Genomic DNA, 21,492 nt, shown 5'->3' with positions numbered 1-21,492 from the left:
TCGGCTCACTGGACGGTCCGAACGGGTGACGCGGACGGCAAAAGCAGGGGCCCGGACGCTCCTGACGGAGTGTCCGGGCCCCTGAACGCCGTGCGGCGTGTTACTGGGTGCGGTTCTCACCGCGGTAGTACTCGAAGACCCAGCCCCACAGGCCGATCAGCAGGACCGGGACCGAGAAGTACACCAGCCACCAGCCGACCGCGATGCCCAGGAAGATCAGGGCGCCACCCACGGCGAGGGCGAGCGGCTGCCAGCTGTGCGGGCTGAAGAACCCGACCTCGCCGGAGTCGTCCGCGACGTCCGCTTCCTTGTTGTCCTGGGCGCCCACGTCGACCCGCCGGGCGGTGAAGCCCAGGTAGAAGCCGATCATGATGCTCAGGCCGAACGCCAGGAAGAGGGCGGTGGTGCCGACCGGCTCCTTCGACCATACGCCGTAGACACCGGCGACGATCAGGAAGAAGAGGCTCAGCCACATGAACAGGTTGCCCTGGATCTTCACTTGCCTGCCTCCTTGCCACCGGCGAGAGCCTTCTCCCCGTGACCGGCGTTCTCGAGCTGGTCGAGCGCGGCGATCTCCGGGTAGTGCAGGTCGAACGCCGGGGATTCACTGCGGATCCGCGGCAGGGTGATGAAGTTGTGCCGCGGCGGCGGGCAGGAGGTCGCCCACTCCAGGGAGCGGCCGTAGCCCCACGGGTCGTCGACGCCGACCGGCTTGCCGTACTTGGCCGTCTTCCAGATGTTGTAGAAGAACGGCAGGATCGACAGGCCGAGCAGGAACGAGGCGATCGTCGACACCGTGTTCAGCGCGGTGAAGCCGTCGGCCGCCAGGTAGTCCGAGTAGCGGCGCGGCATGCCCTCGACACCCAGCCAGTGCTGGACGAGGAAGGTGCCGTGGAAGCCGATGAACAGCGTCCAGAAGGTGATCTTGCCGAGGCGTTCGTCGAGCATCTTGCCGGTGAACTTCGGCCACCAGAAGTGGAAGCCGGCGAACATCGCGAACACCACGGTGCCGAACACCACGTAGTGGAAGTGCGCCACCACGAAGTAGCTGTCGGAGACGTGGAAGTCCAGCGGCGGGGACGCCAGGATCACACCGGTCAGACCACCGAAGAGGAAGGTGATGAGGAAGCCCACCGACCACAGCATCGGCGTCTCGAAGGACAGGCTGCCCTTCCACATGGTGCCGATCCAGTTGAAGAACTTCACGCCGGTCGGGACCGCGATCAGGAACGTCATGAAGGAGAAGAACGGCAGCAGTACACCGCCGGTGACGTACATGTGGTGCGCCCACACGGTGATCGACAGACCCGCGATGGCGATCGTCGCGGCGATCAGGCCCATGTAGCCGAAGATCGGCTTGCGGGAGAAGACCGGGATGATCTCGGACACGATGCCGAAGAACGGCAGCGCGATGATGTACACCTCGGGGTGGCCGAAGAACCAGAACAGGTGCTGCCACAGCAGCGCCCCGCCGTTGGCCGGGTCGAAGATGTGCGCCCCGAACTTCCGGTCGAACTCGAGGGCGAACAGCGCGGCGGCCAGCACCGGGAAGGCCAGCAGGACCAGCACACCGGTCAGCAGCACGTTCCAGGTGAAGATCGGCATGCGGAACATCGTCATGCCCGGAGCGCGCATGCAGATGATCGTGGTGATGAAGTTGACCGAGCCGAGGATCGTACCGAAGCCGGAGAACGCCAGACCCATGATCCACATGTCGGCGCCGACGCCCGGCGAGCGGACCGCGTCCGACAGCGGGGAGTAGGCGAACCAGCCGAAGCTCGCCGCGCCGTCCGGGGTGAGGAAGCCGCCCAGCGCGATCAGCGAGCCGAACAGGAACAGCCAGTAGGCGAACATGTTCAGCCGCGGGAACGCCACGTCGGGCGCGCCGATCTGCAGCGGCATGATCCAGTTCGCGAAACCGGCGAACAGCGGCGTCGCGAACATCAGCAGCATGACCGTGCCGTGCATCGTGAACGCCTGGTTGAACTGCTCGTTCGAGACGATCTGCAGACCCGGCCGGGCCAGCTCGGCGCGCATCACGAGCGCCATCACGCCACCGATGACGAAGAAGGCGAACGACGTCACCAGGTACAGCGTGCCGATCGTCTTGTGGTCCGTGGTCGTCAGCCACTTGACGACGACGTTACCGGGACTCTTGCGCCGCACGGGCAGCTCGTTCTCGTACGAGTCCTCAGCTGCAGCGGCACCCTGGGGTTCGTTGAGGATGCTCACAGTTGGTTCGTCTCCCGGTTCTTCTCGTGGCCCGTCTGATCGATGCCTGCGGGAACGTAACCGGTCTGTCCCTTCTCCGCGAGGTCCTTCAGGTGCTGCTCGTAGCGCTCCTGGGAGACGACCTTCACGTTGAAGAGCATGCGGGAGTGGTCGACGCCGCAGAGTTCGGCGCACTTGCCCAGGAAGGTGCCCTCACGGCTGGGGGTCACCTCGAAGGCGTTGGTGTGGCCCGGGATGACGTCCTGCTTCATCAGGAACGGCACCACCCAGAAGGAGTGGATGACATCACGGGACGTCAGCACGAAGCGGACCCGCTTGCCCTCGGGCAGCCACAGGGTGGGGCCCGGGTTGTTGGTCTGCGGGTTGCGGGTGCCGGGGACACCGCAGTCGTAGACACCGCCGGCGTCGGCCGGGAACGCGTCCTTGTAACGCTGCGGGATCGAGTCCAGTTCCTTGGCCTTCTTGGCGTCGCCGGTGGAACCGTCCACGTTCTCGACGTAGTTGAAGCACCAGCTCCACTGGAAGCCGACCACGTTGACCGTGACGTCGGGGTTCTTCTCGAGCTTCAGCAGCTCGGATTCGTCCCGTGCGGTGAAGAAGAAGAACACCGAGACGATGATGAGCGGGACAACCGTGTACAGCGCCTCGATGGGCATGTTGTACCGGGTCTGCGGAGGGACCTCCACCTTGGTGCGGCTGCGCCGGTGGAAGAACACACTCCACAGGATCAGACCCCACACCAGCGCGCCGATGGCGAGCGCGGCAGCCCAGGATCCCTGCCACAGGGAGAGGATCCGCGGAGCCTCTTCCGATGTTGGGGTGGGCATACCGAGGCGGGGGAAGTCCTCCCACGTGCAGCCGGTGGCCGTCGCCAGGACCAGCCCCGCGGTCAGTGCCTGCAGCAGCTTCCGCCGCATGGGGCGCCGCGGCTTGGGGGTACCGCCCACGCCCTTCAGGCCGTGGGGGAGGTCGGAGCCGTTGGGACTCACGTAGCGCCTTCCCGAGAGTCTCGCCCGCGCTGTACGGCTGCGGCCTGGCCTTCTCGCTGGTCGGTCGCCGCCCTGCGTCGGGCAGGGGTTTGGATGTTTATGCGGACCAAACCCTAGCCGACGCCCTCCGGGGGGCTGCGAGGAGGGGGGCCTAGTGGGTGGGGCGGTTCGCTGATTTGGCGGGTGCGGGCCGCGTGTGGCTCGGCGCGCAGTTCCCCGCGCCCCTGAGGGTGCCGCCCTGGCCGGGGTTTAGCGTTGCCGTGTGTCCTACTTCGATGCTGCTTCCGGTGCTCCCCTTCATCGCGTCGCCCGTCAGGCGTTGACGGCCTCTCTGGACGAGGGGTGGGCGGACCCCGCGCGGCTCTACAGGGAGGGGCGGCGGGCGCGGATGCTGCTGGACGCGGCGCGGGAGGCGGCCGCGGAGGCGGTGGGGTGCCGGCCGGACGAGCTGGTGTTCACGTCGTCCGGCACGCGGGCGGTGCACTCCGGGATCGCGGGGGCGCTGGCAGGACGGCGGCGCGCCGGACATCACCTGATCGTGTCCGCGGTCGAACACTCTTCTGTGCTCCATGCGGCGGAGGTTCACCAGGCGGCCGGGGGGTCGGTCACCGAGGTCGCGGTGGACCGCGCCGGAGCGGTCGCTGCGTCCGGGTACGCCGAGGCGCTGCGGCCGGACACCGCCCTGGCGTGTCTGCAGTCCGCCAACCACGAGGTGGGGACCGCGCAGCCGGTGGCCGAGGTGGCCGCGGTGTGCCGGGAGGCGGGGGTGCCGCTGCTGGTGGACGCGGCCCAGTCGCTGGGCTGGGGGCCGGTGGAGGGCGGCTGGTCGCTGCTCGCGGCGAGCGCGCACAAGTGGGGCGGTCCGTCGGGGGTGGGGCTGCTCGTCGTACGCAAGGGTGTGCGGTTCGCGCCCCAGGGGCCGCGGGACGAACGGGAGTCGGGGCGGGCGGCCGGGTTCGAGAACCTGCCGGCGATCGTGGCCGCGGCGGCGTCCCTGCGGGCGGTGCGGGCGGAGGCGGCCGAGGAGGCGGTACGGCTGCGGGAGCTGACGGAGCGGATCCGGGCGCGGGTGCCGGGGCTGGTGCCGGACGTGGAGGTGGTCGGCGATCCGGAGCGGCGGCTGCCGGGGATCGTCACCTTCTCCTGTCTCTATGTCGACGGGGAGACACTGCTGCACGAGCTGGACCGCGAGGGGTTCTCGGTGTCCTCCGGGTCGTCCTGCACGAGCAGCACGCTGACGCCCAGTCATGTTCTGCGGGCGATGGGCGTGCTCAGCGAGGGCAACGTCCGCGTCTCGCTGCCCATGGGGACGCCGGAGGAGGACGTCGAGCGCTTCCTGGCGGTGCTGCCGGGGGTGGTGGCGGGGGTGCGGGAGAGGCTGGGCGCGCCGGTGTCCGCCGGGGAGGGCGTGACGCGGCGGAGCGAGGACACCGTGGTCGTGGACGCGCTGGGCCGCCGCTGCCCGGTCCCGGTGATCGAGCTGGCCAAGGTGATCGGTGACGTCCCGCTCGGCGGCACGGTCCGCGTCCTGGCCGACGACGAGGCCGCCCGCCTGGACATCCCGGCCTGGTGCGACATGCGGGACCAGGAGTACCTGGGCGAGGAACCGGCCCCCGGGGGAACCGCCTACCTGATCCGCCGCCGCACCTGACCTCCGGGGGCGCGGCCTTTCAGGGGCGCGGGGGACTGCGCGACCAGCCCCCACGCACCCGCTTCCGCGCCCCGCCCGCGCAGGCGGCTCAGTTGAGGTGGACCCGGACTTCCTCCGCCGCCTCGTCCCCGTACGCCTTCATGAACCGCTCCATGAAGTGCCCCCGCCGCAGCTGGTACTCCTGCGTACCCACCGTCTCGATGACCAGCGTGGCGAGCATGCAGCCGACCTGCGCCGCCCGCTCCAGCGGGACACCCCACGCGAGCCCCGACAGGAACCCCGCCCGGAACGCGTCGCCGACGCCCGTCGGGTCGGCCTTGCGCTCCTCCTCCGGGCACCCGACCTCGATCGTCTCCTCGCCGGCCCGCTCGATGCGGACACCGCGCGCGCCGAGGGTGGTGACCCGGTGGCCGACCCGGTCGAGGATCTCCGCGTCGCTCCAGCCGGTCTTGGTCTCGATGAGCCCCTTCTCGTACTCGTTGGAGAAGAGGTAGGTCGCCCCCTCCAGCAGTATCCGGATCTCCTCGCCGTTCATCCGGGCGATCTGCTGGGAGAAGTCGGCGGCGAACGGGATGCCCCGCGAGCGGCACTCCTCGGTGTGCCGGAGCATGCCCTCCGGGTCGTCGGCGCCGATGGAGACCAGGTCGAGGCCGCCCACCCGGTCGGCGACGGTCTTCAGCTCGATCAGACGGGCCTCGCTCATCGCGCCCGTGTAGAAGGAGCCGATCTGGTTGTGGTCGGCGTCCGTGGTGCACACGAAGCGGGCGGTGTGCAGGGTGTCGGAGATACGGACGGAGTCCGTGTCGACGCCGTGCCGGTCCAGCCAGGCCCGGTACTCGTCGAAGTCGAAGCCGGCCGCTCCGACGAGGATCGGGCGGGTGCCGAGCTGGCCCATTCCGAAGGCGATGTTCGCACCCACACCGCCCCGGCGTACGTCGAGGTTGTCGACCAGGAAGGACAGCGAGACCGTGTGCAGCTGGTCCGCGACGAACTGGTCGGCGAAGCGGCCGGGGAAGGTCATGAGGTGGTCGGTGGCGATGGAGCCGGTGACTGCGATGCGCACGGCGTCGATTCTCCTGGGGGGAGGCGGGTTGACACCTCACGCTACCGGGTGGGAGCGGCCCGTAGAAGCAGCCGAAACTACCCGATAGTAGGTCTTTCTTCGTGACCTTCGTCGTGCATACGGTGCGGACATGACGAACATCAAGTTCCACGCGTCCGCCCCGGTCGACCTCGAGGGCGATCTGGCGTCGCTGCGCGGCGACTGCGCCCGGATGGTTCCCCACTGGTCGGTGCCGGACCGGGCCGTCGCGCGGCCGGTGTCCCCGTCCCTGATCCACGGGGTGAGCGTGCCGCCCGCGTCCGCCCGCCTGCTGGACGCGATGTCCGAGTACGGCGACTGAGCGGACGCGGGGAACCGCGCGCTCCCCCGCTGCGTCCCATCGCTGTCCCCCGTAAAGGGGATACGGGATACGACCCCTCAGCAGTCCCGGTCCGACCGGGCAGGGTCCACTGGGACAGTTGTGCAGGCGAAGGAGCGATGCGGTGAACACCGAGCGACCCGACAACGACGACGCCGAGGCGCGCACCGCCGCCGGCAGCACGGGCGGCACCGGGGGCGCTTCGGGCAGCGACGGGGCGGAGCCCCTTGCCGGGGGGACGGGAGCGGCGAAGGACGCTCCGGGTCCCACCCCGGACACGCCCCACGCCGCGCGCGCCGAGGCATCGGGGGGCGACCCGGACCCGGCTCCGGACGAGCCCCTCGGGGCGAAGACGGACGCCCCGGACAACGACCCGGCCTCCACTCGGGACGAAGCCCCGACGGCGAAGACCGAAGCCCCGGAGGGCGAGCCCGGCCCGGCTGCGGACGAACCCCCGACGGCGAAGACCGAAGCCCCGGAGGGCGAGCCCGGCCCGGCTGCGGACGAACCCCCGACGGCGAAGACCGAAGCCCCGGACAACGACCCGGCCTCCACTCCGGACGAAGCCCCCACGGCAAAGACCGAAACCCCGGAGGGCGGCCCCGGTCCGGCTCCGGACAAACCCCCCACCGCGAAGACCGAAGCCCCCGAGGGCGGCCCCGGTCCGGCTCCGGACGCATCCCGCGCGGCGAGGGCGGACGCCCCGGGCCCCACCCCCGGCGGGACCGTCGGCCGGGGTGCCGGGGACGGTCCCGGGGACGAGGGCGCGGCGCGGCGGCGTTCGCCCGTGCTGGTCGCCTCCGTCGCCGCCGCCGTGCTGCTGGTCGGGGGCGGCGGGGCCTATCTGGCCACCGGTGCCACCGGCGGGCCGGGGGAATCCGGGGCCGGTACGGCCCCGGGGGCGAACGGCGACCCCACTCCCCCGCCGCTCGCCCTGGACGGCCACTCCGAGAGCGCCGCGAACGGCATCGCACCCGGCGAGCCCAACCCCTACGGCACCACCTACCGCGCCGACGGCACGCTCCCCGGGGGTCCCGGCTCCGCGCCGGTGTACCGGGTCGGGGGGGAGGTCACCGAGGAGCGGGTGGTCACGCTGGCGAAGGCGCTGGGGCTCGACGGGAAGCCGGTCGCGGAGGGCGGTGCCTGGCGGATCGGCGGCCAGGACGGCTCCGGGCCGACCCTGCGGGTGGACCGGGAGGCCCCCGGTTCGTGGACGTTCAGCGCGAACACCCCGGGCACCGACAACTGCAAGGGCGCCACCTGCAAGGCCCCCTCCGCGGGTGACACTCCCGTGGTGAGCGAGGCCGCCGCCGAGAAGGCCGCCGCGCCCGTGCTGAAGGCCGTGGGGCAGGACGACGCGAAGCTCGACGCGAGCCAGATCATGGGCGGCAGGCGTGTGGTGAACGCCGACCCCGTGGTGGGCGGGCTGCCGACGTACGGCTGGACGACCGGTGTGGTCGTCGGCGCCCGGGGCGAGGTGGTCGGCGGCAACGGGCGGCTCGCGGAGCCGGTGAAGGGGGACACCTACCCCACGGTGAGCGCCCGGAAGGCGCTGGACCTGATGAACGCGGCGCCGGCCGGCGCCCCGGGTGCCGGCATCGGCGGCTGCGCCACCTCCGTACCGCTGGACGGGGACGGGGACGGGCAGCAGGAGCAGTGCAGTCCGGAGACGAAGCCGGCCGGGGAGAGCGTCACGGTCCACGACGCGGTGTTCGGGCTGGCCGCGCACTCCGTGGACGGGCGGCCCGCCCTCGTACCGTCGTGGCTGTTCGAGGTGCGGCCGCAGGGCGCGCAGGCGTTCACGGTGACGTACCCGGCGGTCGACCCGGAGTTCCTGGCCCCGCGGTCCGGGGAGGCCGGTGGGACGACGCCGACGCCGCCCGGTGACGGGGCACCGCCGGCCGGGGAGGCCGCCGTCGAGGGCTACACGGCCGAGGGCAGGGAGCTGACCGTGGTCTTCACCGGCGGGGTGTGCGCCGACTACGAGGTGACGGCGAGCGAGGACGGCGACGAGGTGACGGTGCGGGTGACCGAGACGCCCTGGCCGGACAAGGTGTGCATCATGATCGCCAAGCGGTTCGAGAAGACGGTCTCGCTGGACGCGCCGCTCGGTGACCGCGAGGTGGTGGACACCTCCGGGGAGCCGGTGCCGCTGTACAAGGACGGTGCCCGGCTGCCGGCGCCGCCCACCCGGTAGCGCCGGGGCGGAGAAGGACGAAGGCGGCGGCCCTGTCGGAGGGGCCGCCGCCTTCGTCCCGTGCCGCCTGGGTGAGAACCCGGCTCAGCTGAAGGAGTCGCCGCAGGCGCAGGAGCCCGTGGCGTTCGGGTTGTCGATCGTGAAGCCCTGCTTCTCGATGGTGTCGACGAAGTCGATGGTGGCGCCGCCCAGGTACGGGGCGCTCATGCGGTCGGTGACGACCTTCACACCGCCGAAGTCCTTCAGCACGTCGCCGTCGAGCGAGCGCTCGTCGAAGAAGAGCTGGTAGCGCAGGCCGGAGCAGCCACCGGGCTGGACGGCGACGCGCAGGGCGAGGTCGTCTCGGCCTTCCTGGTCGAGCAGGGCCTTGACCTTGGACGCGGCGGCGTCGGTCAGAACGATGCCGTCGGTGACGGTGGTGGTCTCGTCCGATACGGACATCTACATCTCTCCCGGGTTGTACGGAGACTGCTTGCCGACGGTTGCAACCGGCCGGGCCGCGGATTCATTCCGCGCCTGGCGCGTGTTTCCTCGCCTCCCTCCTCATGCTCGCACACGCGGTGCGGAGCGGAAACCGGCTCCTGTGGGGCGCTGCCGGGAAGGGACCGGCGCCCGCCGGGATTCACGTCACATGGACGCTATGGCCGTCGTCAAAGTGACGTGAACCGGATATGATAGATAGCGTCATTTCGACGAGAAGTCGCCAGAACAGAAAGGGTGCGTGTCGTGACCACCGCCCAGTCCCGGGAGCTCGACGTACAGCCGACGCCCCTCGCCCTGCTGCTCCTCGGCCGTGAGGCCGACCCGAAGAGCGAGCGCGGTGTGGAGTGTCCCGGCGACCTCCCCTCGCCGTCCGACCCGGACCTGGTGGAGCGCGCCCGCGCCGCCAAGGAGAAGCTCGGGGACAAGGTCTTCGTCCTCGGCCACCACTACCAGCGCGACGAGGTCATCCAGTTCGCCGACGTCACGGGCGACTCCTTCAAGCTGGCCCGGGACGCCGCCGCGCGCCCGGAGGCCGAGTACATCGTCTTCTGCGGTGTGCACTTCATGGCCGAGTCGGCGGACATCCTCACCGGTGACGACCAGAAGGTGGTCCTGCCCGACCTCGCGGCCGGCTGCTCCATGGCCGACATGGCCACCGCCGAGCAGGTCGCCGAGTGCTGGGACGTGCTGACCGAGGCGGGGATAGCCGAGCAGGTCGTCCCCGTCTCGTACATGAACTCCTCCGCCGACATCAAGGCCTTCACGGGCAAGCACGGCGGCACCATCTGCACCTCCTCCAACGCCAAGCGGGCCCTCGACTGGGCCTTCGAGCAGGGCGAGAAGGTCCTCTTCCTCCCGGACCAGCACCTGGGCCGCAACACCGCGGTGCGGGACATGGGCATGTCCCTGGAGGACTGTGTCGTCTACAACCCGCACCGGCCGAACGGCGGGCTGACGGCGGACGAGCTGCGCGGCGCGAAGATGATCCTGTGGCGCGGCCACTGCTCGGTGCACGGCCGGTTCAGCCTGGACTCGGTCAACGACGTGCGCGAGCGCATACCCGGCGTGAACGTGCTGGTGCACCCCGAGTGCAAGCACGAGGTCGTGGCCGCCGCGGACTACGTCGGCTCGACCGAGTACATCATCAGGACGCTGGAGGCGGCCCCGGCCGGCTCCAAGTGGGCCATCGGCACCGAGCTCAACCTCGTACGGCGCCTGGCGAACCGGTTCGCGCCGGAGGGCAAGGAGATCGTCTTCCTCGACAAGACGGTCTGCTTCTGCTCGACCATGAACCGCATCGACCTCCCCCACCTGGTGTGGGCGCTCGAATCCCTCGCCGAGGGCAACCTGGTCAACCGCATCGAGGTGGACAAGGAGACCGAGGCGTTCGCGAAGCTGGCGCTGGAGCGGATGCTGGCGCTGCCGTAGCCGCCCCCACGGGACCCGAAAAGGCTCCGGCCCCGCCCGATCACCTTCGGTGTCGGGCGGGGCCGGAGCCTTTTCGGGTTCTCAGACCTTCGCGGTCTCCGTCTCCGCTTCGCCGGAGGCGTCCGCCTGGGCGGGGACCGTGCCCTTCTTCGCCGCCCGCTTCGCCGCGCGCCGCTCCTTGCGGAGCTCCAGCATCACGTAGAGCGTCGGGACGAGGAGCAGGGTCAGCAGCGTCGACGTGATCAGACCGCCGATCACCACCACGGCCAGCGGCTGGGCGATGAAGCCGCCCTCGCCGGTGACGCCCAGCGCCATCGGCAGCAGCGCGAAGACGGTCGCCAGGGCCGTCATCAGGATCGGCCGCAGACGGTGGCGGCCACCCTCCAGCACGGCTTCCACGACGCCGTACCCCTGCGCCCGGTACTGGTTGATCAGGTCGATCAGCACGATCGCGTTGGTGACCACGATGCCGATCAGCATCAGCATGCCGATCATCGCCGGGACACCCATCGGGGTGCCGGTGATCAGCAGCAGCCCGAGCGCGCCGGTCGCCGCGAACGGGATGGACACCAGCAGGACCAGCGGCTGGGCGAGCGACCGGAAGGTGCCGACCAGCAGCATGAACACGATCGCGATCGCGGCCAGCATCGCCAGGCCCAGGTTGACGAACGCCTCGTCCTGGTCCTCGGTGACACCGCCGATCTCGGCCGTCGCGCCCTCGGGCAGCGTCAGCGCGTCGATCTTCGTCTGGAGGTCCAGGCCGACCGCGCCCGTGTCGTCGCCGACCGGCCTGGCCGTGACGGTGGCCGAGCGCTGGCCGTCGATCCGGGTCATGGAGACCGGGCCGTCCACCACCTCGACGGTGGCGACGTCGCTCAGCTTCACCGGACCCAGCCGCAGGTTCTTCAGCTCCTCCACGGTGGTGGCCGGCTGCGCCGCGCGGATGACGACATCGCGCTCGGTGTCGTCGAGCACCGCCTTGGCGGCCGGGATGCCGCGCACCGCCTGGGCGACGGCCGCACCGAGGGCCTGGTCGTTCAGCCCGGCCGCGGCGGCCTTGTCGTTGGCCTTCACCGAGATGCGCGGCACGCTCTGCGCCAGGTCGCTGGTGACGTCCGTGACGCCGTCCAGCGAGGCCACCGCGTCCTGCACCTGGTCCGCCGCCTTGCGCAGCACCTGCGCGTCGGCCGCCTTGACGACCACGCTCAGGTCCTGGCTGCCGAAGCCGTCACCGGCCGCGATGGTGGTGGTGCCGATGCCGTCGAGCTCCGCGAGGCCCTTCTCCAGGCTGTCCGTCACGTCCTCGGACGACGCGTCGTCCTCCAGCATCACCTGGTAGGAGGCCTGGTTGGTGTCCGTACCGCCGCCGAAGGCCGCCATGAAGCCGGACGAGCCGACCGTCACCTGGTGGTCCTTGACGCCCTCGGTGTCGCCGATCAGCTTCTCGACCTTCTTCGCCTGAACGTCGGTCGCGGCCAGGCTGGTGCCGGGCTTCAGCTCCTGCCGGACGGTGAGGACCTGCTGCTCGCCCGCGTCGAAGAAGTTGGTCTTCAGCAGCGGCGCCATGGCGAAGGTGCCGATCAGCACCACGACCGCGATGGCGAGGCTCGCCATCCTGCGCCGGGTGGCGAAGCCCAGGACGGACAGGTACATGCGCTGAAGGCGGCTCCTGGCCTCCTTCTCCTCCGCGATCCGGCGCGCCTCCGCGGCGTCCTCGGGCGTGCCCTTCGGGGGACGCAGGAACCAGTACGACAGCACCGGGACGACCGTCAGCGACACCAGCAGGGAGGCCAGCAGCGCGGCGGTGACGGTGAGGCTGAAGGAGCCGAACAGCTCGCCCACCATGCCGCCGACCAGGCCGATCGGCAGGAAGACGGCGACGGTGGTGAGGGTCGCGGACGTCACCGCGCCGGCCACCTCGCGCACCGCCTTCATGATGGCCTCGTGGCGTTCCTCGCCGTAGCCGAGGTGCCGCTTGATGTTCTCCAGGACGACGATGGAGTCGTCCACGACCCGGCCGATGGCGATGGTCAGGGCGCCCAGCGTCAGCATGTTCAGCGACAGGTCGCGCGTCCACAGCACGATCAGGGCGAGGACCACGGACAGCGGGATGGACACCGCCGTGACGAGGGTCGAACGGACCGACGCCAGGAAGACCAGGATCACCAGGACGGCGAAGAGCAGACCGAGCGCGCCCTCGGTGGTCAGGCCGTCGATGGCCTTGGACACCGCCGGGCCCTGGTCGCTGACCACGGTGAGGGTGGCGCCGTCCCCGAGGTCCGCGCGCATCTCGGGGAGCTTGTCCTGGACGGCCTCGGAGATGGCGACCGCGCTGCCGTCGTGGTCCATGGTGGCCATCACGGCGAGGCTGGGCTTGCCGTTGGTGCGGGTGAGGGAGTCGGCCTTGGCCTCCTCCTGCGTCACCGTGGCGACGTCACCGAGGCGGACCGGCTTGCCCGCGCCGGGCTCACCGGTGACCATCAGGTCCTCGATCTGCGCCAGCGAGGTGAAGCCCCCACCGACCTGGACGGTGCGGTTGGCGCCGTCCTCGTCGAAGGAACCGGCCGGTACGGTCGCGCCGCCCGCCTGGAGGGCCGCCTGAAGCGACTGCGCGGTCAGGCCGGCCTTCGTCAGCTTCGCGGTGTCCGGGGCGACGGTGACCTGGAGGTCGCGCACGCCGTCCACCATGACCTGGCCGACGCCGTCGACGCCCTCCAGCGTGGGCACCACGGTACGTTCCAGCTCGTCGGCGAGCGCCTGCTGGTCCTTGTCGGAGGTGACGGCGAGCACCACGGTCGGGATGTCGTCCGTGGAACCGGCGACGACCTGCGGGTCGACATCGTCCGGGAGGAACGCGCCGGCCCGGTTGACGGCCTGCTGGACGTCGGCGACGAGCTGCTGGGTGTCGTTGCCGAAGTCGAAGGACGCCATGATCACGGCGTTGCCCTCGCTCGCCGTCGAGGTGACACCGGAGATGGCGTCGACGGCCTCCAGGCTGTCCTCGATGGGTTCGACGACCTGCTTCTCGACCACGTCCGGGGACGCGCCCGGGTACGGGGCGATCACGGACACCATGGGCAGTTCGATGGTGGGCAGCAGCTGCTGCTTGAGCTGGGGTATCGCGATCGCCCCGAAGACGAGCGCGATGATCGACATCAGTCCGATCAGCGCCCGTTGCGCGAGGCTGAATCTGGACAGCCAGGACATGGGCAGGGTCTCTTTTCCGTGGAGCGGCAGAAGTCCGGAAAGCAGGCGCGCGCGAGTCGGCGCCCGCTCTACACCCTGGGCCATCGACGGGGGCCCATCCCTAGACCCGAGGTTCCAAATCCTTATGCGGCGCCTACTCCGTGCGCAGTACGCCCCGTGCGGCTCACTCCATCCTTGGACGGACCAGGCCCGACTCGTAGGCGGTGACCACCAGCTGGGCCCGGTCGCGGGCGCCCAGCTTGGCCATGGCCCGGTTGACGTGCGTCTTCACGGTCAGCGGACTGACCTCGAGGCGCTCGGCGATCTCGTCGTTGGAGTGACCGCCGGCGACCTGGACGAGCACCTCGCGCTCGCGCACGGTGAGCGACCGGAGTCTCTCGGCGCGGGCGGAGTCCCCGTCGGGGTCGGCCGGGCCCTCCTGGGCGAGGAAACGGGCGATCAGCCCCTTGGTGGCCACCGGGGACAGCAGCGCCTCTCCCCCGGCGGCGATCCGGATGGCGTTCAGCATCTCCTCCGGCTCGGAGCCCTTGCCGAGGAAGCCGGAGGCGCCGGCCCGCAGCGACTGCACCACGTAGTCGTCGACCTCGAAGGTCGTCAGTATCACCACCCGCACCCCGGCGAGCGCCGGATCCGCGCTGATCATACGAGTGGCGGCGAGCCCGTCGGTGCCGGGCATCCGGATGTCCATGAGGACGACGTCGGCGCGCCGCTCCCGGGCCAGCCGGACCGCCTCCGCGCCGTCGGACGCCTCCCCCACCACCTCCATGTCCGGCTCGGAGTCGACGAGTACGCGGAAGGCGCTGCGCAGCAGTGTCTGGTCGTCGGCGAGCAGGACGCGGATCGTCATACGGGCTCCAGCGGCGCGGTGGTCACGTGCGGTGGTCACGTCACGGGCGGCGGCGGGGACGGGCGGGAACGGCCGCCCCCGGCCGCGGCGTTGCGGGTCTTGACGGGAAGGATCGCATGGACGCGGAAGCCGCCGCCGTAACGTGGACCGGTGGTGAGGGTGCCGCGCAGGGCGGTGACCCGCTCGCGCATGCCGAGCAGTCCGTGCCCGCCGCCGGGCGTCTGGTCGTGGTCCTCGGCGCTGCCGTCGTCGAGGACGGTGATCTCGATGTGGGGTCCCACCCGTACGACGCTGACCTCGGCCCGCGCCTCGGTGCCGGCGTGTTTCTGCACGTTGGTCAGGGCCTCCTGGACGATCCGGTAGGCGGCCAGGTCGACGGCGGCGGGGAGTTCGGTGCCCTGGTCGGCGCGGGCGACCTCGACCCGCAGTCCGGCGCTGCGGAACGTGCCGGCGAGTTCGTCGAGGCGGTCCAGGCCGGGTGCGGGCTCGGTGGGCGCCTCGGGGTCGCCGGACTGGCGCAGCAGACCGACGGTGGCGCGCAGCTCGCCCAGCGCGGAACGGCTGGCCTCGCGGACGTGGGCGAGGGCCTCCTTGGCCTGGTCGGGGCGCTTGTCCATGACGTGGGCGGCGACCCCGGCCTGGACGTTGACCAGGGCGATGTGGTGGGCGACCACGTCGTGCAGATCGCGGGCGATGCGCAGGCGCTCCTCGGCGACCCGGCGGCGGGCCTCCTCCTCGCGGGTGCGCTCGGCGCGTTCGGCGCGCTCCCGGATGGCCTGGACGAAGGCGCGGCGGCTGCGGACGGCGTCCCCGGCGGTGGCGCCGATGCCGGTCCAGGCGAAGATCGCCAGGTTCTCCTGGGCGTACCAGGGCAGGGGTCCGACCGCCATCGCGGTGCCGGTGAGCACGGTCATGGTGAGCAGACCGATCCGCCAGGTGGTGGGGCGGTCGGTGGTGGAGGCGACGGTGTAGAGGGCGACGACGGCGCACATGACGACGGGGGCGCGGGGGTCGCCGGTGACGGACTCGGCGACGGAGACGCCGCCGGCGAGCGCGAGCACCGTGCGGGGGGCGCGGCGGCGGAAGACGAGCGCGGCGGCGCCGAGGGTGATGAGGAGGAGGCTGAGGGGGTCGGGGGTGCGGAGTTCCCAGCTGACGCCCTCGGGGCCGTGCGGGTCGACGAAGGAGCCGGCGACCATGCACAGGAGGACGCCGGCGGCGATGGCGGCGTCCAGTGCGAACGGGTGCGCCGTGATGCGGCGCCGGGCGCGTTGCAGGGTGCTCACGGCTGTTCACGGTAGCCGGGGGTCGGTCCGGCCGGGTGGGGTTGCGCGGCCCGGCGTTCGCGGGGTGCCTCCCGGGCCCTTGCGGCACCGGGGGAGGCACGACTGCCCGCAGTTACGTGCCGGGGATGAGGCCGTCGTCGCTGAGGAGGTTCCGGACCTCCTCGAGCGTCGCGTCGGGGGACGGGAGGATCAGGTCGGAGGGTTCCAGGGTGTCGTCCGGCAGGGGCTCGCCGAGTTCGTGGACCTTGTCCAGCAGGGCCTTCAAGGTCGCGCGGAAGCCGGGACCGTCGCCGTTCTCCATCTCGGCGAGCAGTTCCTCGTCCAGCTTGTCCAGCTCGGCGAGCCGGCTCTCCGCCAGCGTCACCTGCCCCTCCCCCATGATCCGTACGATCATGTCGCCCTCCTCGGCGTGGGCTACTGCTTGTCGAAGCGCGGAGTGTCCTGCGGCTGCTGCTGGGGCTGCTGCGCCGTGTCGCCGCCCTCGATGGCCTGTCGGTCACCGCTGCCGCCGCCGGCCAGCTCGGCCTTCATGCGCTGCAGTTCCAGCTCTACATCCGTACCACCGGAGAGACGGTCCAGCTCGGCCTGGATGTCGTCCTTCTGCATCCCGGACTGGTCGTCCAGGGCGCCGGAGGCGAGCAGCTCGTCGATCGCGCCGGCCCGCGCCTGGAGCTGGGCGGTCTTGTCCTCGGCCCGCTGGATCGCCAGGCCGACGTCGCCCATCTCCTCGGAGATGCCGGAGAAGGCCTCGCCGATCCGGGTCTGTGCCTGGGCGGCGGTGTAGGTGGCCTTGATGGTCTCCTTCTTGGTGCGGAAGGCGTCCACCTTGGCCTGGAGGCGCTGGGCCGCGAGGGTGAGCTTCTCCTCCTCGCCCTGGAGCGTGGCGTGCTGGGTCTCCAGGTCCGTCACCTGCTGCTGGAGCGCGGCGCGGCGGGAGAGCGCCTCGCGCGCCAGGTCCTCGCGGCCGAGCGCGAGCGCCTTGCGGCCCTGGTCCTCCAGCTTGCCCGACTGGGACTGGAGCTGGTTGAGCTGGAGCTCCAGCCGCTTGCGCGAGGTCGCCACGTCGGCGACGCCGCGGCGGACCTTCTGGAGCAGCTCCAGCTGCTTCTGGTACGAGTAATCGAGGGTCTCGCGCGGGTCCTCGGCCCGGTCAAGGGCCTTGTTCGCCTTCGCGCGGAAGATCATCCCCATACGCTTCATGACACCGCTCATGGGCTTCGCGCGCCCCCTTCTGACGGACTCCAGCTCCAGCGACTGCAACAGAACCCACAGTACGGGCCCTGACTCCATTACCGCACTGTTCGGGGACGGATGCGCTCATCCCCAAGGACGACTGCGTACCCTCCCGATCCGGCGTAGGGAGTAGGTGGTTCCCGGGTACGGCCTCGCGGGTCGTCCCGGAGAGCCGCACTACGTCCCCTCCTGTCCTTTTGGAGACGTCCGGTGTTGCCGGATCGTTCCCCATGGGGCTGGGGTCCAACCCCGGGCACCCCGTACCCTTGGGTTTTGTGTTCCGTAGCCGTGCCAAGGAAGAGAAGGCATCGGTCGCCGACAAGGCGACGGTGACCGACTCCAAGCAGACCCGTCACCCGGAGGCCCCGAAGGGCCGCCCCACACCCAAGCGCAGCGTGGCCCAGTCGCAGCGCCGCAGCGTGGCCAACACGTCGATGACGCGCAAGGAGGCCGCCAAGCGGCAGCGGGAGGAGCGCCGCGTCGCGCTGGAGAAGCAGCGCCAGGCGCTGGCCAGCGGCGACGAGCGTTATCTGCCCGCCCGCGACAAGGGGCCGGTGCGCCGGTTCGCGCGCGACTTCGTGGACTCGCGGTTCAACATCGCGGAGTACTTCCTGCCGATGGCCGTGATCATCCTGGTGATGAGCATGATCCAGGTGCCGCAGTTGCAGAACGCCGCGCTGCTGCTGTGGCTGGTGGTCATCGTGATGATCGTGCTCGACTCGATCGTGACCGGGTTCCGGCTGAAGAAGCAGCTCGCCGAGCGCTTCCCCGACGACCGCCGGCGCGGTGCGGTGGCCTACGCGCTGATGCGCTCGCTCCAGATGCGCCGGCTGCGGCTGCCCAAGCCCCAGGTCAAGCGCGGGGAGCGGCCCTGAGCACCACGCCGTTCGCCGACGGCGCGGCACCCGGCCGGCTGAGCGTGCCCGGCGGTCTGCGGGACGTCGTCCGGCAGGAGCTGGTGGCCCGCCAGCTGGAGGAGCAGATAGTCGGGCGCTTCCCGGTCGGGCGACGGCTGAGGGTGCTGGACGTGGGCATGGGCCGGGGCGCGCAGGCGCTCCGGCTGGCCCGGGCCGGCCACCAGGTGACCGGTGTCGAACAGGACGCGGCGATGATCTCGGCCGCGCGGGAGGTCCTCGCCGGGCAGCCCGAGGGCATCCGGGAGCGGATGCGGATCATCGAGGGGCAGGCCGGGGACACCGGTGTGCACTTCCTGCCGGGCAGTTTCGACGTGGTGTTGTGTCATGGCGTGCTCATGCACGTCGAGGAGCCGGACGCGCTGCTGGCGGGGGTGGCGCGGATGCTGGCGCCCGGGGGGCTGCTGTCCCTGCTGGTGCGCAACGGTGACGCGCCGGCGATGCGGGCGGGGCTGTCCGGTGACTGGGCCGGGGCGATGGCGGGGTTCTGTGCGACGTCCTACGGGCTGAAGAGGCTGACGTCGACGCTCGCGGGGATCGGGGCGCCGTTGCACGCGTGGTACGGGGTACGGGTGTTCAGCGACACGGTGCGGGCCGAGGCGGACGTTCCCCCGGCCGACCTGGAGGCGCTGCTCGCGGTCGAGGACCGGGCCGGACGGACGGACCCCTACCGGGGCGTGGCCTCGCTGCTGCACCTGTGCGGATTCCGCGGCTGAGCCTCCCCGACACGCGCGGGTGCGCCCCTTCAAGGGGCGCGGGGAACTGCGCGAAGGGTCCCTGGGGCGCAGCCCCAGGGACGGGACGGGAAGGGGCGGCGGGGGCGAAAATCCCTTCGGCCCCGCCGCCCGGGGCTCACGCCTCTTCCGTGCCCGCGCCCGCCTCCGCCTCCGCGTCCGCGTGGAGGCTCATCGGGCCGTAGATCTCCGTCGTGTCCTCCAGCAGCCGCACCTGATCGGCACCGCCCTCCGCGAGAGCCTTCCAGTTCTCCCCGATCCAGGACTCGGCGTCCCCCTGTGTGGGGAACTCCTCCGGCGGCACCGCGGGCTCGACCTGCGTCCCGTCGGCCTTCTCGAACCGCCACGTCCATGCCGCCATGTACGCCTCCCATGGGTGTGAGCACGCTGAGCACACTGTCACGACAGAAGCCGGATCTTGGTCCGGCTCCTGCCCGGAAGCCTAGTCGGACGGGCAGCGGTCGTGGGGACAGGAGAAAATCGGGTCCGTGGAACTGACTCTGCTCGGCACCGGTGCCCCCGCGGGACTGCCCCGCCCCGACTGTCCCTGCGCCACCTGCGCCTGCGCCCTCGGCGCGGACGCGCGGGCGGCGACCTCGCTGCTCGTGGACGGCGCGCTGCTGCTCGACCTCACACCGGGCGCGGCGTTCGCGGCCGCCCGCGCGGGCCGTTCGCTGGGCGGCGTGCGCCAGGTGCTGCTGTCGCATCCGCACGACGGCCCCGCGGTGGAGGTGCCCGCCGGGCTGCCGCAGCCGGGGCGGGTGCCGGACGGACGGGAGTTGGCGCTGCTGACGGGTCATCGGGTACGGGCGGTGGCGCTGGACGCGCCCGGCACCGGGTACGCGGTGACCGGGCCGGACGGGCAGCGGCTGCTGTACCTGCCGCCCGGCGGGGCGCCGGCCGGTCTCGAGGAGCCGGCCGAGTCGTACGCGATGGTGCTGCTGGACGTCGTGGGGCGCCCGGACGCGCTGGCGCGGCTGCGGGAGGTGGGCGCGGTCGGCCCCACCACGGACGTCGTCGCCGTCCATCTCGACCACGACGTGCCGCCGGGCAGGGAGGTGCGGCGCCGGCTCGCGGCGGCCGGGGCCCGCGCCGTACCGGACGGGATCACGCTGGAGGTCGGCGCGTACGAGGACGTGCCCGACGTGCCGCGCCGGACGCTGGTGCTGGGCGGGGCGCGTTCGGGCAAGTCGGTGGAGGCCGAGCGGCGGCTGGAGTCGTTCCCGGAGGTCCTGTACGTGGCGACCGGCGGGTCGCGGGGCGGGGACACCGAGTGGGCGGCGCGGGTGTCGGTGCATCAGGAGCGGCGTCCGGGGTCGTGGCGGACCCTGGAGACGTGCGATCTGGTGCCGCTGCTGAAGGACGACGGGCCGCCGCTGCTGGTGGACTGTCTGTCGCTGTGGCTGACGGACGCGATGGACGCCGTGGGGGCGTGGGACGACGCCGAATGGGCGGACGGCGGAGAGCGGGCGCTGCGGGAGCGGATGCGGGCGCTGACGACGGCGGTGCGCGAGACCCGGCGGACGGTGGTCGCCGTGTCCAACGAGGTGGGGTCCGGCATCGTGCCCGCCACCCCGTCCGGCCGCCGGTACCGGGACGAACTGGGGCGGCTGAACGCGGCGTTCGCCCAGGAGTGCGAGCAGGTGCTGCTGGTGGTCGCGGGGCAGGCGGTCGTCCTGCGGGGGTGACGAGGACGACGGGGGTGACGGGGTGACGGGAGTGACGGGGGTGGCGGGGTGGCGGGGACCCGGGCTCAGGGTTTCGGTTTGCGGGCGATGATCCGGTAGGCGTTGGCGAACGGGGTGTGGCGCAGCACCGGCGCGAGGGCGAGGTCGGTCATCGCGGCGGCGACCACCAGCGGGGTGCCCGCGCGGAGCAGCACCGTGCGCAGGTGCCGCTGGAGGGGGGTGGGCGGGACGGCGCGCCAGGGGGTGTCCGGGGCGGGCAGCGTGTGGGAGAGGGCGAGGGCGGTCAGTCCCGCCAGGTCGTGCGGCACGTGTGCGGCGCGGTGCCCGTCGGTGAGGAGCGTGCAGCCACGCTCCACGAGCTCCGCGCGGAGGTTGCGCCGGGGCATCAGGTGCAGCCGGCGGGGCTGGTCGTAGGGCAGCCACCAGCGGCCGAACAGGGCGGCGAACGCGCAGCGCGGGTCCAGGGTCTCGATCAGGAGGTGGCCGCCGGGGCGCAGGGCGTCGAGGGCCGCGTGGAGCTCCGCGCGGGGGTCGGTGGTGTGTTCCAGGTGGTGCAGCAGGCTGACCACGTCGTAGCGGCCCGCCAGCCGGGCCATGACCCCGGGGTCGGTCAGCGGCCCGATGTGGGCCTCCTCGACGCGGCCGAGCGCACGGGCCTTCTCCACGCGCGGGGTGAGGTCGGTGCCGTCGAAGGCCGTGTACGGGAAGTACTCCCGGGCGCTCTGCGGGAAGCGGGCGAGGCCGGTGCCGACGTCCAGCCAGCTCTCCGGTTCGCCGAAGGGGAGCATCGCGCGGGCGGCGGCACGGCGGCGGTGCCGTACGGCGTGCAGGGCGAGGACGCGTTCGGTGGCGGGGTCGCGGGGGGCGCCGCGCACGGTCCGCCGGTAGAAGGCGAGGCCCTCGGCGGTGAGTCGGGGGTTCTGGAAGGTGTGGCCGCAGTCCCGGCACTCGTCGACGGTGAACAGACCGGGCCGGTGCCGGCGCAGATCGCCGGTTCTCAGCCGGTTGCGCAGCCGCGCGGAGCCGCACCAGGGGCAGTCCCCGCGATGCGGCTCGTGCACCCTCGCGGAGCCGTGCGGAACGGGCAACGCGGCGTCTGGGGTGGGCGCGGACATGGGCGGCTCCCGGCGTGAGAACGTACGGCGCGGACGATGTCCGGCAATCCGAGCAAAACGTTACGTA

19 protein-coding genes are annotated in these 21,492 nt (G+C 71.7%); 7 read left to right on the top strand and 12 right to left on the bottom strand.

All coding sequences use genetic code 11. From position 1 onward, the window contains the following. Nucleotides 1-100: 100 nt before the first annotated feature. From ACZ434_RS04275 to ctaC, 3 genes are read right to left on the bottom strand one after another with little or no spacing between them, the layout of a single operon-like run. The gene (locus ACZ434_RS04275; protein ID WP_468451584.1) at nt 101-499 is read right to left on the bottom strand and encodes a cytochrome c oxidase subunit 4; all 399 of its coding nucleotides are present in this window, start codon (nt 497-499) and stop codon (nt 101-103) included. Further along, the gene (ctaD, locus tag ACZ434_RS04270) at nt 496-2,232 is read right to left on the bottom strand and encodes an aa3-type cytochrome oxidase subunit I (RefSeq protein ID WP_468451582.1); all 1,737 of its coding nucleotides are present in this window, start codon (nt 2,230-2,232) and stop codon (nt 496-498) included. Before ctaD ends, ACZ434_RS04275 begins: the two co-directional genes overlap by 4 nt. Beyond that, nucleotides 2,229-3,221: an aa3-type cytochrome oxidase subunit II gene (gene ctaC, locus ACZ434_RS04265; protein ID WP_468451580.1), complete on the bottom strand. Its 993-nt coding sequence runs from the start codon at nt 3,219-3,221 to the stop codon at nt 2,229-2,231. The genes ctaD and ctaC overlap by 4 nt, the downstream gene beginning before the upstream one ends. A 262-nt stretch (nt 3,222-3,483) precedes the next feature. On the opposite strand from ctaC, the gene ACZ434_RS04260 reads away from it, so the two are divergent. After that, complete coding sequence (locus ACZ434_RS04260; RefSeq protein WP_468451578.1) at nt 3,484-4,872, top strand: aminotransferase class V-fold PLP-dependent enzyme; 1,389 nt, start codon at nt 3,484-3,486, stop codon at nt 4,870-4,872. An 88-nt stretch (nt 4,873-4,960) separates the two neighbouring features. On the opposite strand, the gene ACZ434_RS04255 is transcribed toward ACZ434_RS04260, so the two are convergent. Then, nucleotides 4,961-5,935 (bottom strand): carbohydrate kinase family protein, encoded by a 975-nt coding sequence (locus ACZ434_RS04255; RefSeq protein ID WP_468451576.1) that lies wholly within the window; start codon nt 5,933-5,935, stop codon nt 4,961-4,963. A gap of 130 nt (nt 5,936-6,065) precedes the next feature. On the opposite strand from ACZ434_RS04255, the gene ACZ434_RS04250 reads away from it, so the two are divergent. Further along, nucleotides 6,066-6,275: a hypothetical protein gene (locus ACZ434_RS04250; protein ID WP_468451574.1), complete on the top strand. Its 210-nt coding sequence runs from the start codon at nt 6,066-6,068 to the stop codon at nt 6,273-6,275. A 142-nt stretch (nt 6,276-6,417) separates the two neighbouring features. Next, the gene (locus ACZ434_RS04245; RefSeq protein ID WP_468451573.1) at nt 6,418-8,490 is read left to right on the top strand and encodes a hypothetical protein; all 2,073 of its coding nucleotides are present in this window, start codon (nt 6,418-6,420) and stop codon (nt 8,488-8,490) included. Between the two features lie 84 nt (nt 8,491-8,574). On the opposite strand, the gene ACZ434_RS04240 is transcribed toward ACZ434_RS04245, so the two are convergent. Beyond that, nucleotides 8,575-8,931, bottom strand: a complete 357-nt coding sequence (locus ACZ434_RS04240; protein WP_189555442.1) for a HesB/IscA family protein — start codon at nt 8,929-8,931, stop codon at nt 8,575-8,577. Between the two features lie 285 nt (nt 8,932-9,216). Between ACZ434_RS04240 and nadA the strand changes: the two genes are divergently transcribed. Beyond that, the gene (gene nadA, locus ACZ434_RS04235; protein WP_468451570.1) at nt 9,217-10,401 is read left to right on the top strand and encodes a quinolinate synthase NadA; all 1,185 of its coding nucleotides are present in this window, start codon (nt 9,217-9,219) and stop codon (nt 10,399-10,401) included. A gap of 81 nt (nt 10,402-10,482) precedes the next feature. On the opposite strand, the gene ACZ434_RS04230 is transcribed toward nadA, so the two are convergent. The 5 genes from ACZ434_RS04230 to ACZ434_RS04210 all read right to left on the bottom strand — a co-directional run bounded on the left by ACZ434_RS04230 (nt 10,483) and on the right by ACZ434_RS04210 (nt 16,941). Continuing rightward, a complete protein-coding gene (locus ACZ434_RS04230; protein ID WP_468451568.1) occupies nt 10,483-13,608 on the bottom strand; it encodes an efflux RND transporter permease subunit in 3,126 nt (1,041 codons plus the stop codon). Nucleotides 13,609-13,771: 163 nt separating this feature from the next. Then, on the bottom strand, nt 13,772-14,455 hold the full coding sequence (locus ACZ434_RS04225; RefSeq protein WP_468451566.1) for a response regulator: 684 nt from the start codon (nt 14,453-14,455) through the stop codon (nt 13,772-13,774). A 35-nt stretch (nt 14,456-14,490) separates the two neighbouring features. Further along, a complete protein-coding gene (locus tag ACZ434_RS04220; RefSeq protein ID WP_468451565.1) occupies nt 14,491-15,741 on the bottom strand; it encodes a sensor histidine kinase in 1,251 nt (416 codons plus the stop codon). A gap of 112 nt (nt 15,742-15,853) precedes the next feature. Then, nucleotides 15,854-16,135 carry a PspA-associated protein PspAA gene (pspAA, locus tag ACZ434_RS04215; protein ID WP_468451563.1) on the bottom strand — a complete coding sequence of 94 codons (282 nt, stop codon included), beginning with the start codon at nt 16,133-16,135 and terminating at the stop codon, nt 15,854-15,856. Between the two features lie 20 nt (nt 16,136-16,155). Next, entirely contained in the window at nt 16,156-16,941 is a 786-nt protein-coding gene (locus ACZ434_RS04210) for a PspA/IM30 family protein (protein WP_468451561.1), read from the bottom strand. Between the two features lie 263 nt (nt 16,942-17,204). On the opposite strand from ACZ434_RS04210, the gene ACZ434_RS04205 reads away from it, so the two are divergent. Both ACZ434_RS04205 and ACZ434_RS04200 read left to right on the top strand, forming a co-directional pair. After that, complete coding sequence (locus tag ACZ434_RS04205; RefSeq protein ID WP_468451559.1) at nt 17,205-17,849, top strand: DUF3043 domain-containing protein; 645 nt, start codon at nt 17,205-17,207, stop codon at nt 17,847-17,849. Nucleotides 17,850-17,932: 83 nt separating this feature from the next. Continuing rightward, on the top strand, nt 17,933-18,604 hold the full coding sequence (locus ACZ434_RS04200) for a class I SAM-dependent methyltransferase (RefSeq protein ID WP_468451817.1): 672 nt from the start codon (nt 17,933-17,935) through the stop codon (nt 18,602-18,604). Between the two features lie 136 nt (nt 18,605-18,740). Here ACZ434_RS04200 and ACZ434_RS04195 read toward each other — a convergent pair whose 3' ends face one another. Continuing rightward, nucleotides 18,741-18,983, bottom strand: a complete 243-nt coding sequence (locus ACZ434_RS04195) for a hypothetical protein (protein ID WP_468451557.1) — start codon at nt 18,981-18,983, stop codon at nt 18,741-18,743. A gap of 127 nt (nt 18,984-19,110) precedes the next feature. Between ACZ434_RS04195 and ACZ434_RS04190 the strand changes: the two genes are divergently transcribed. Continuing rightward, complete coding sequence (locus ACZ434_RS04190; protein ID WP_468451555.1) at nt 19,111-20,310, top strand: bifunctional adenosylcobinamide kinase/adenosylcobinamide-phosphate guanylyltransferase; 1,200 nt, start codon at nt 19,111-19,113, stop codon at nt 20,308-20,310. 65 nt (nt 20,311-20,375) lie between these two features. On the opposite strand, the gene ACZ434_RS04185 is transcribed toward ACZ434_RS04190, so the two are convergent. Then, nucleotides 20,376-21,425 carry a class I SAM-dependent methyltransferase gene (locus ACZ434_RS04185; RefSeq protein WP_468451553.1) on the bottom strand — a complete coding sequence of 350 codons (1,050 nt, stop codon included), beginning with the start codon at nt 21,423-21,425 and terminating at the stop codon, nt 20,376-20,378. Between the last annotated feature and the right edge of the window lie 67 nt (nt 21,426-21,492).

The sequence above is a fragment of the Streptomyces sp. NPDC030893 genome (assembly GCF_055571535.1).
The sequence above is the reverse complement of the archived record's forward strand: the minus strand, read 5'-3'. Positions and strand labels throughout refer to the sequence as shown.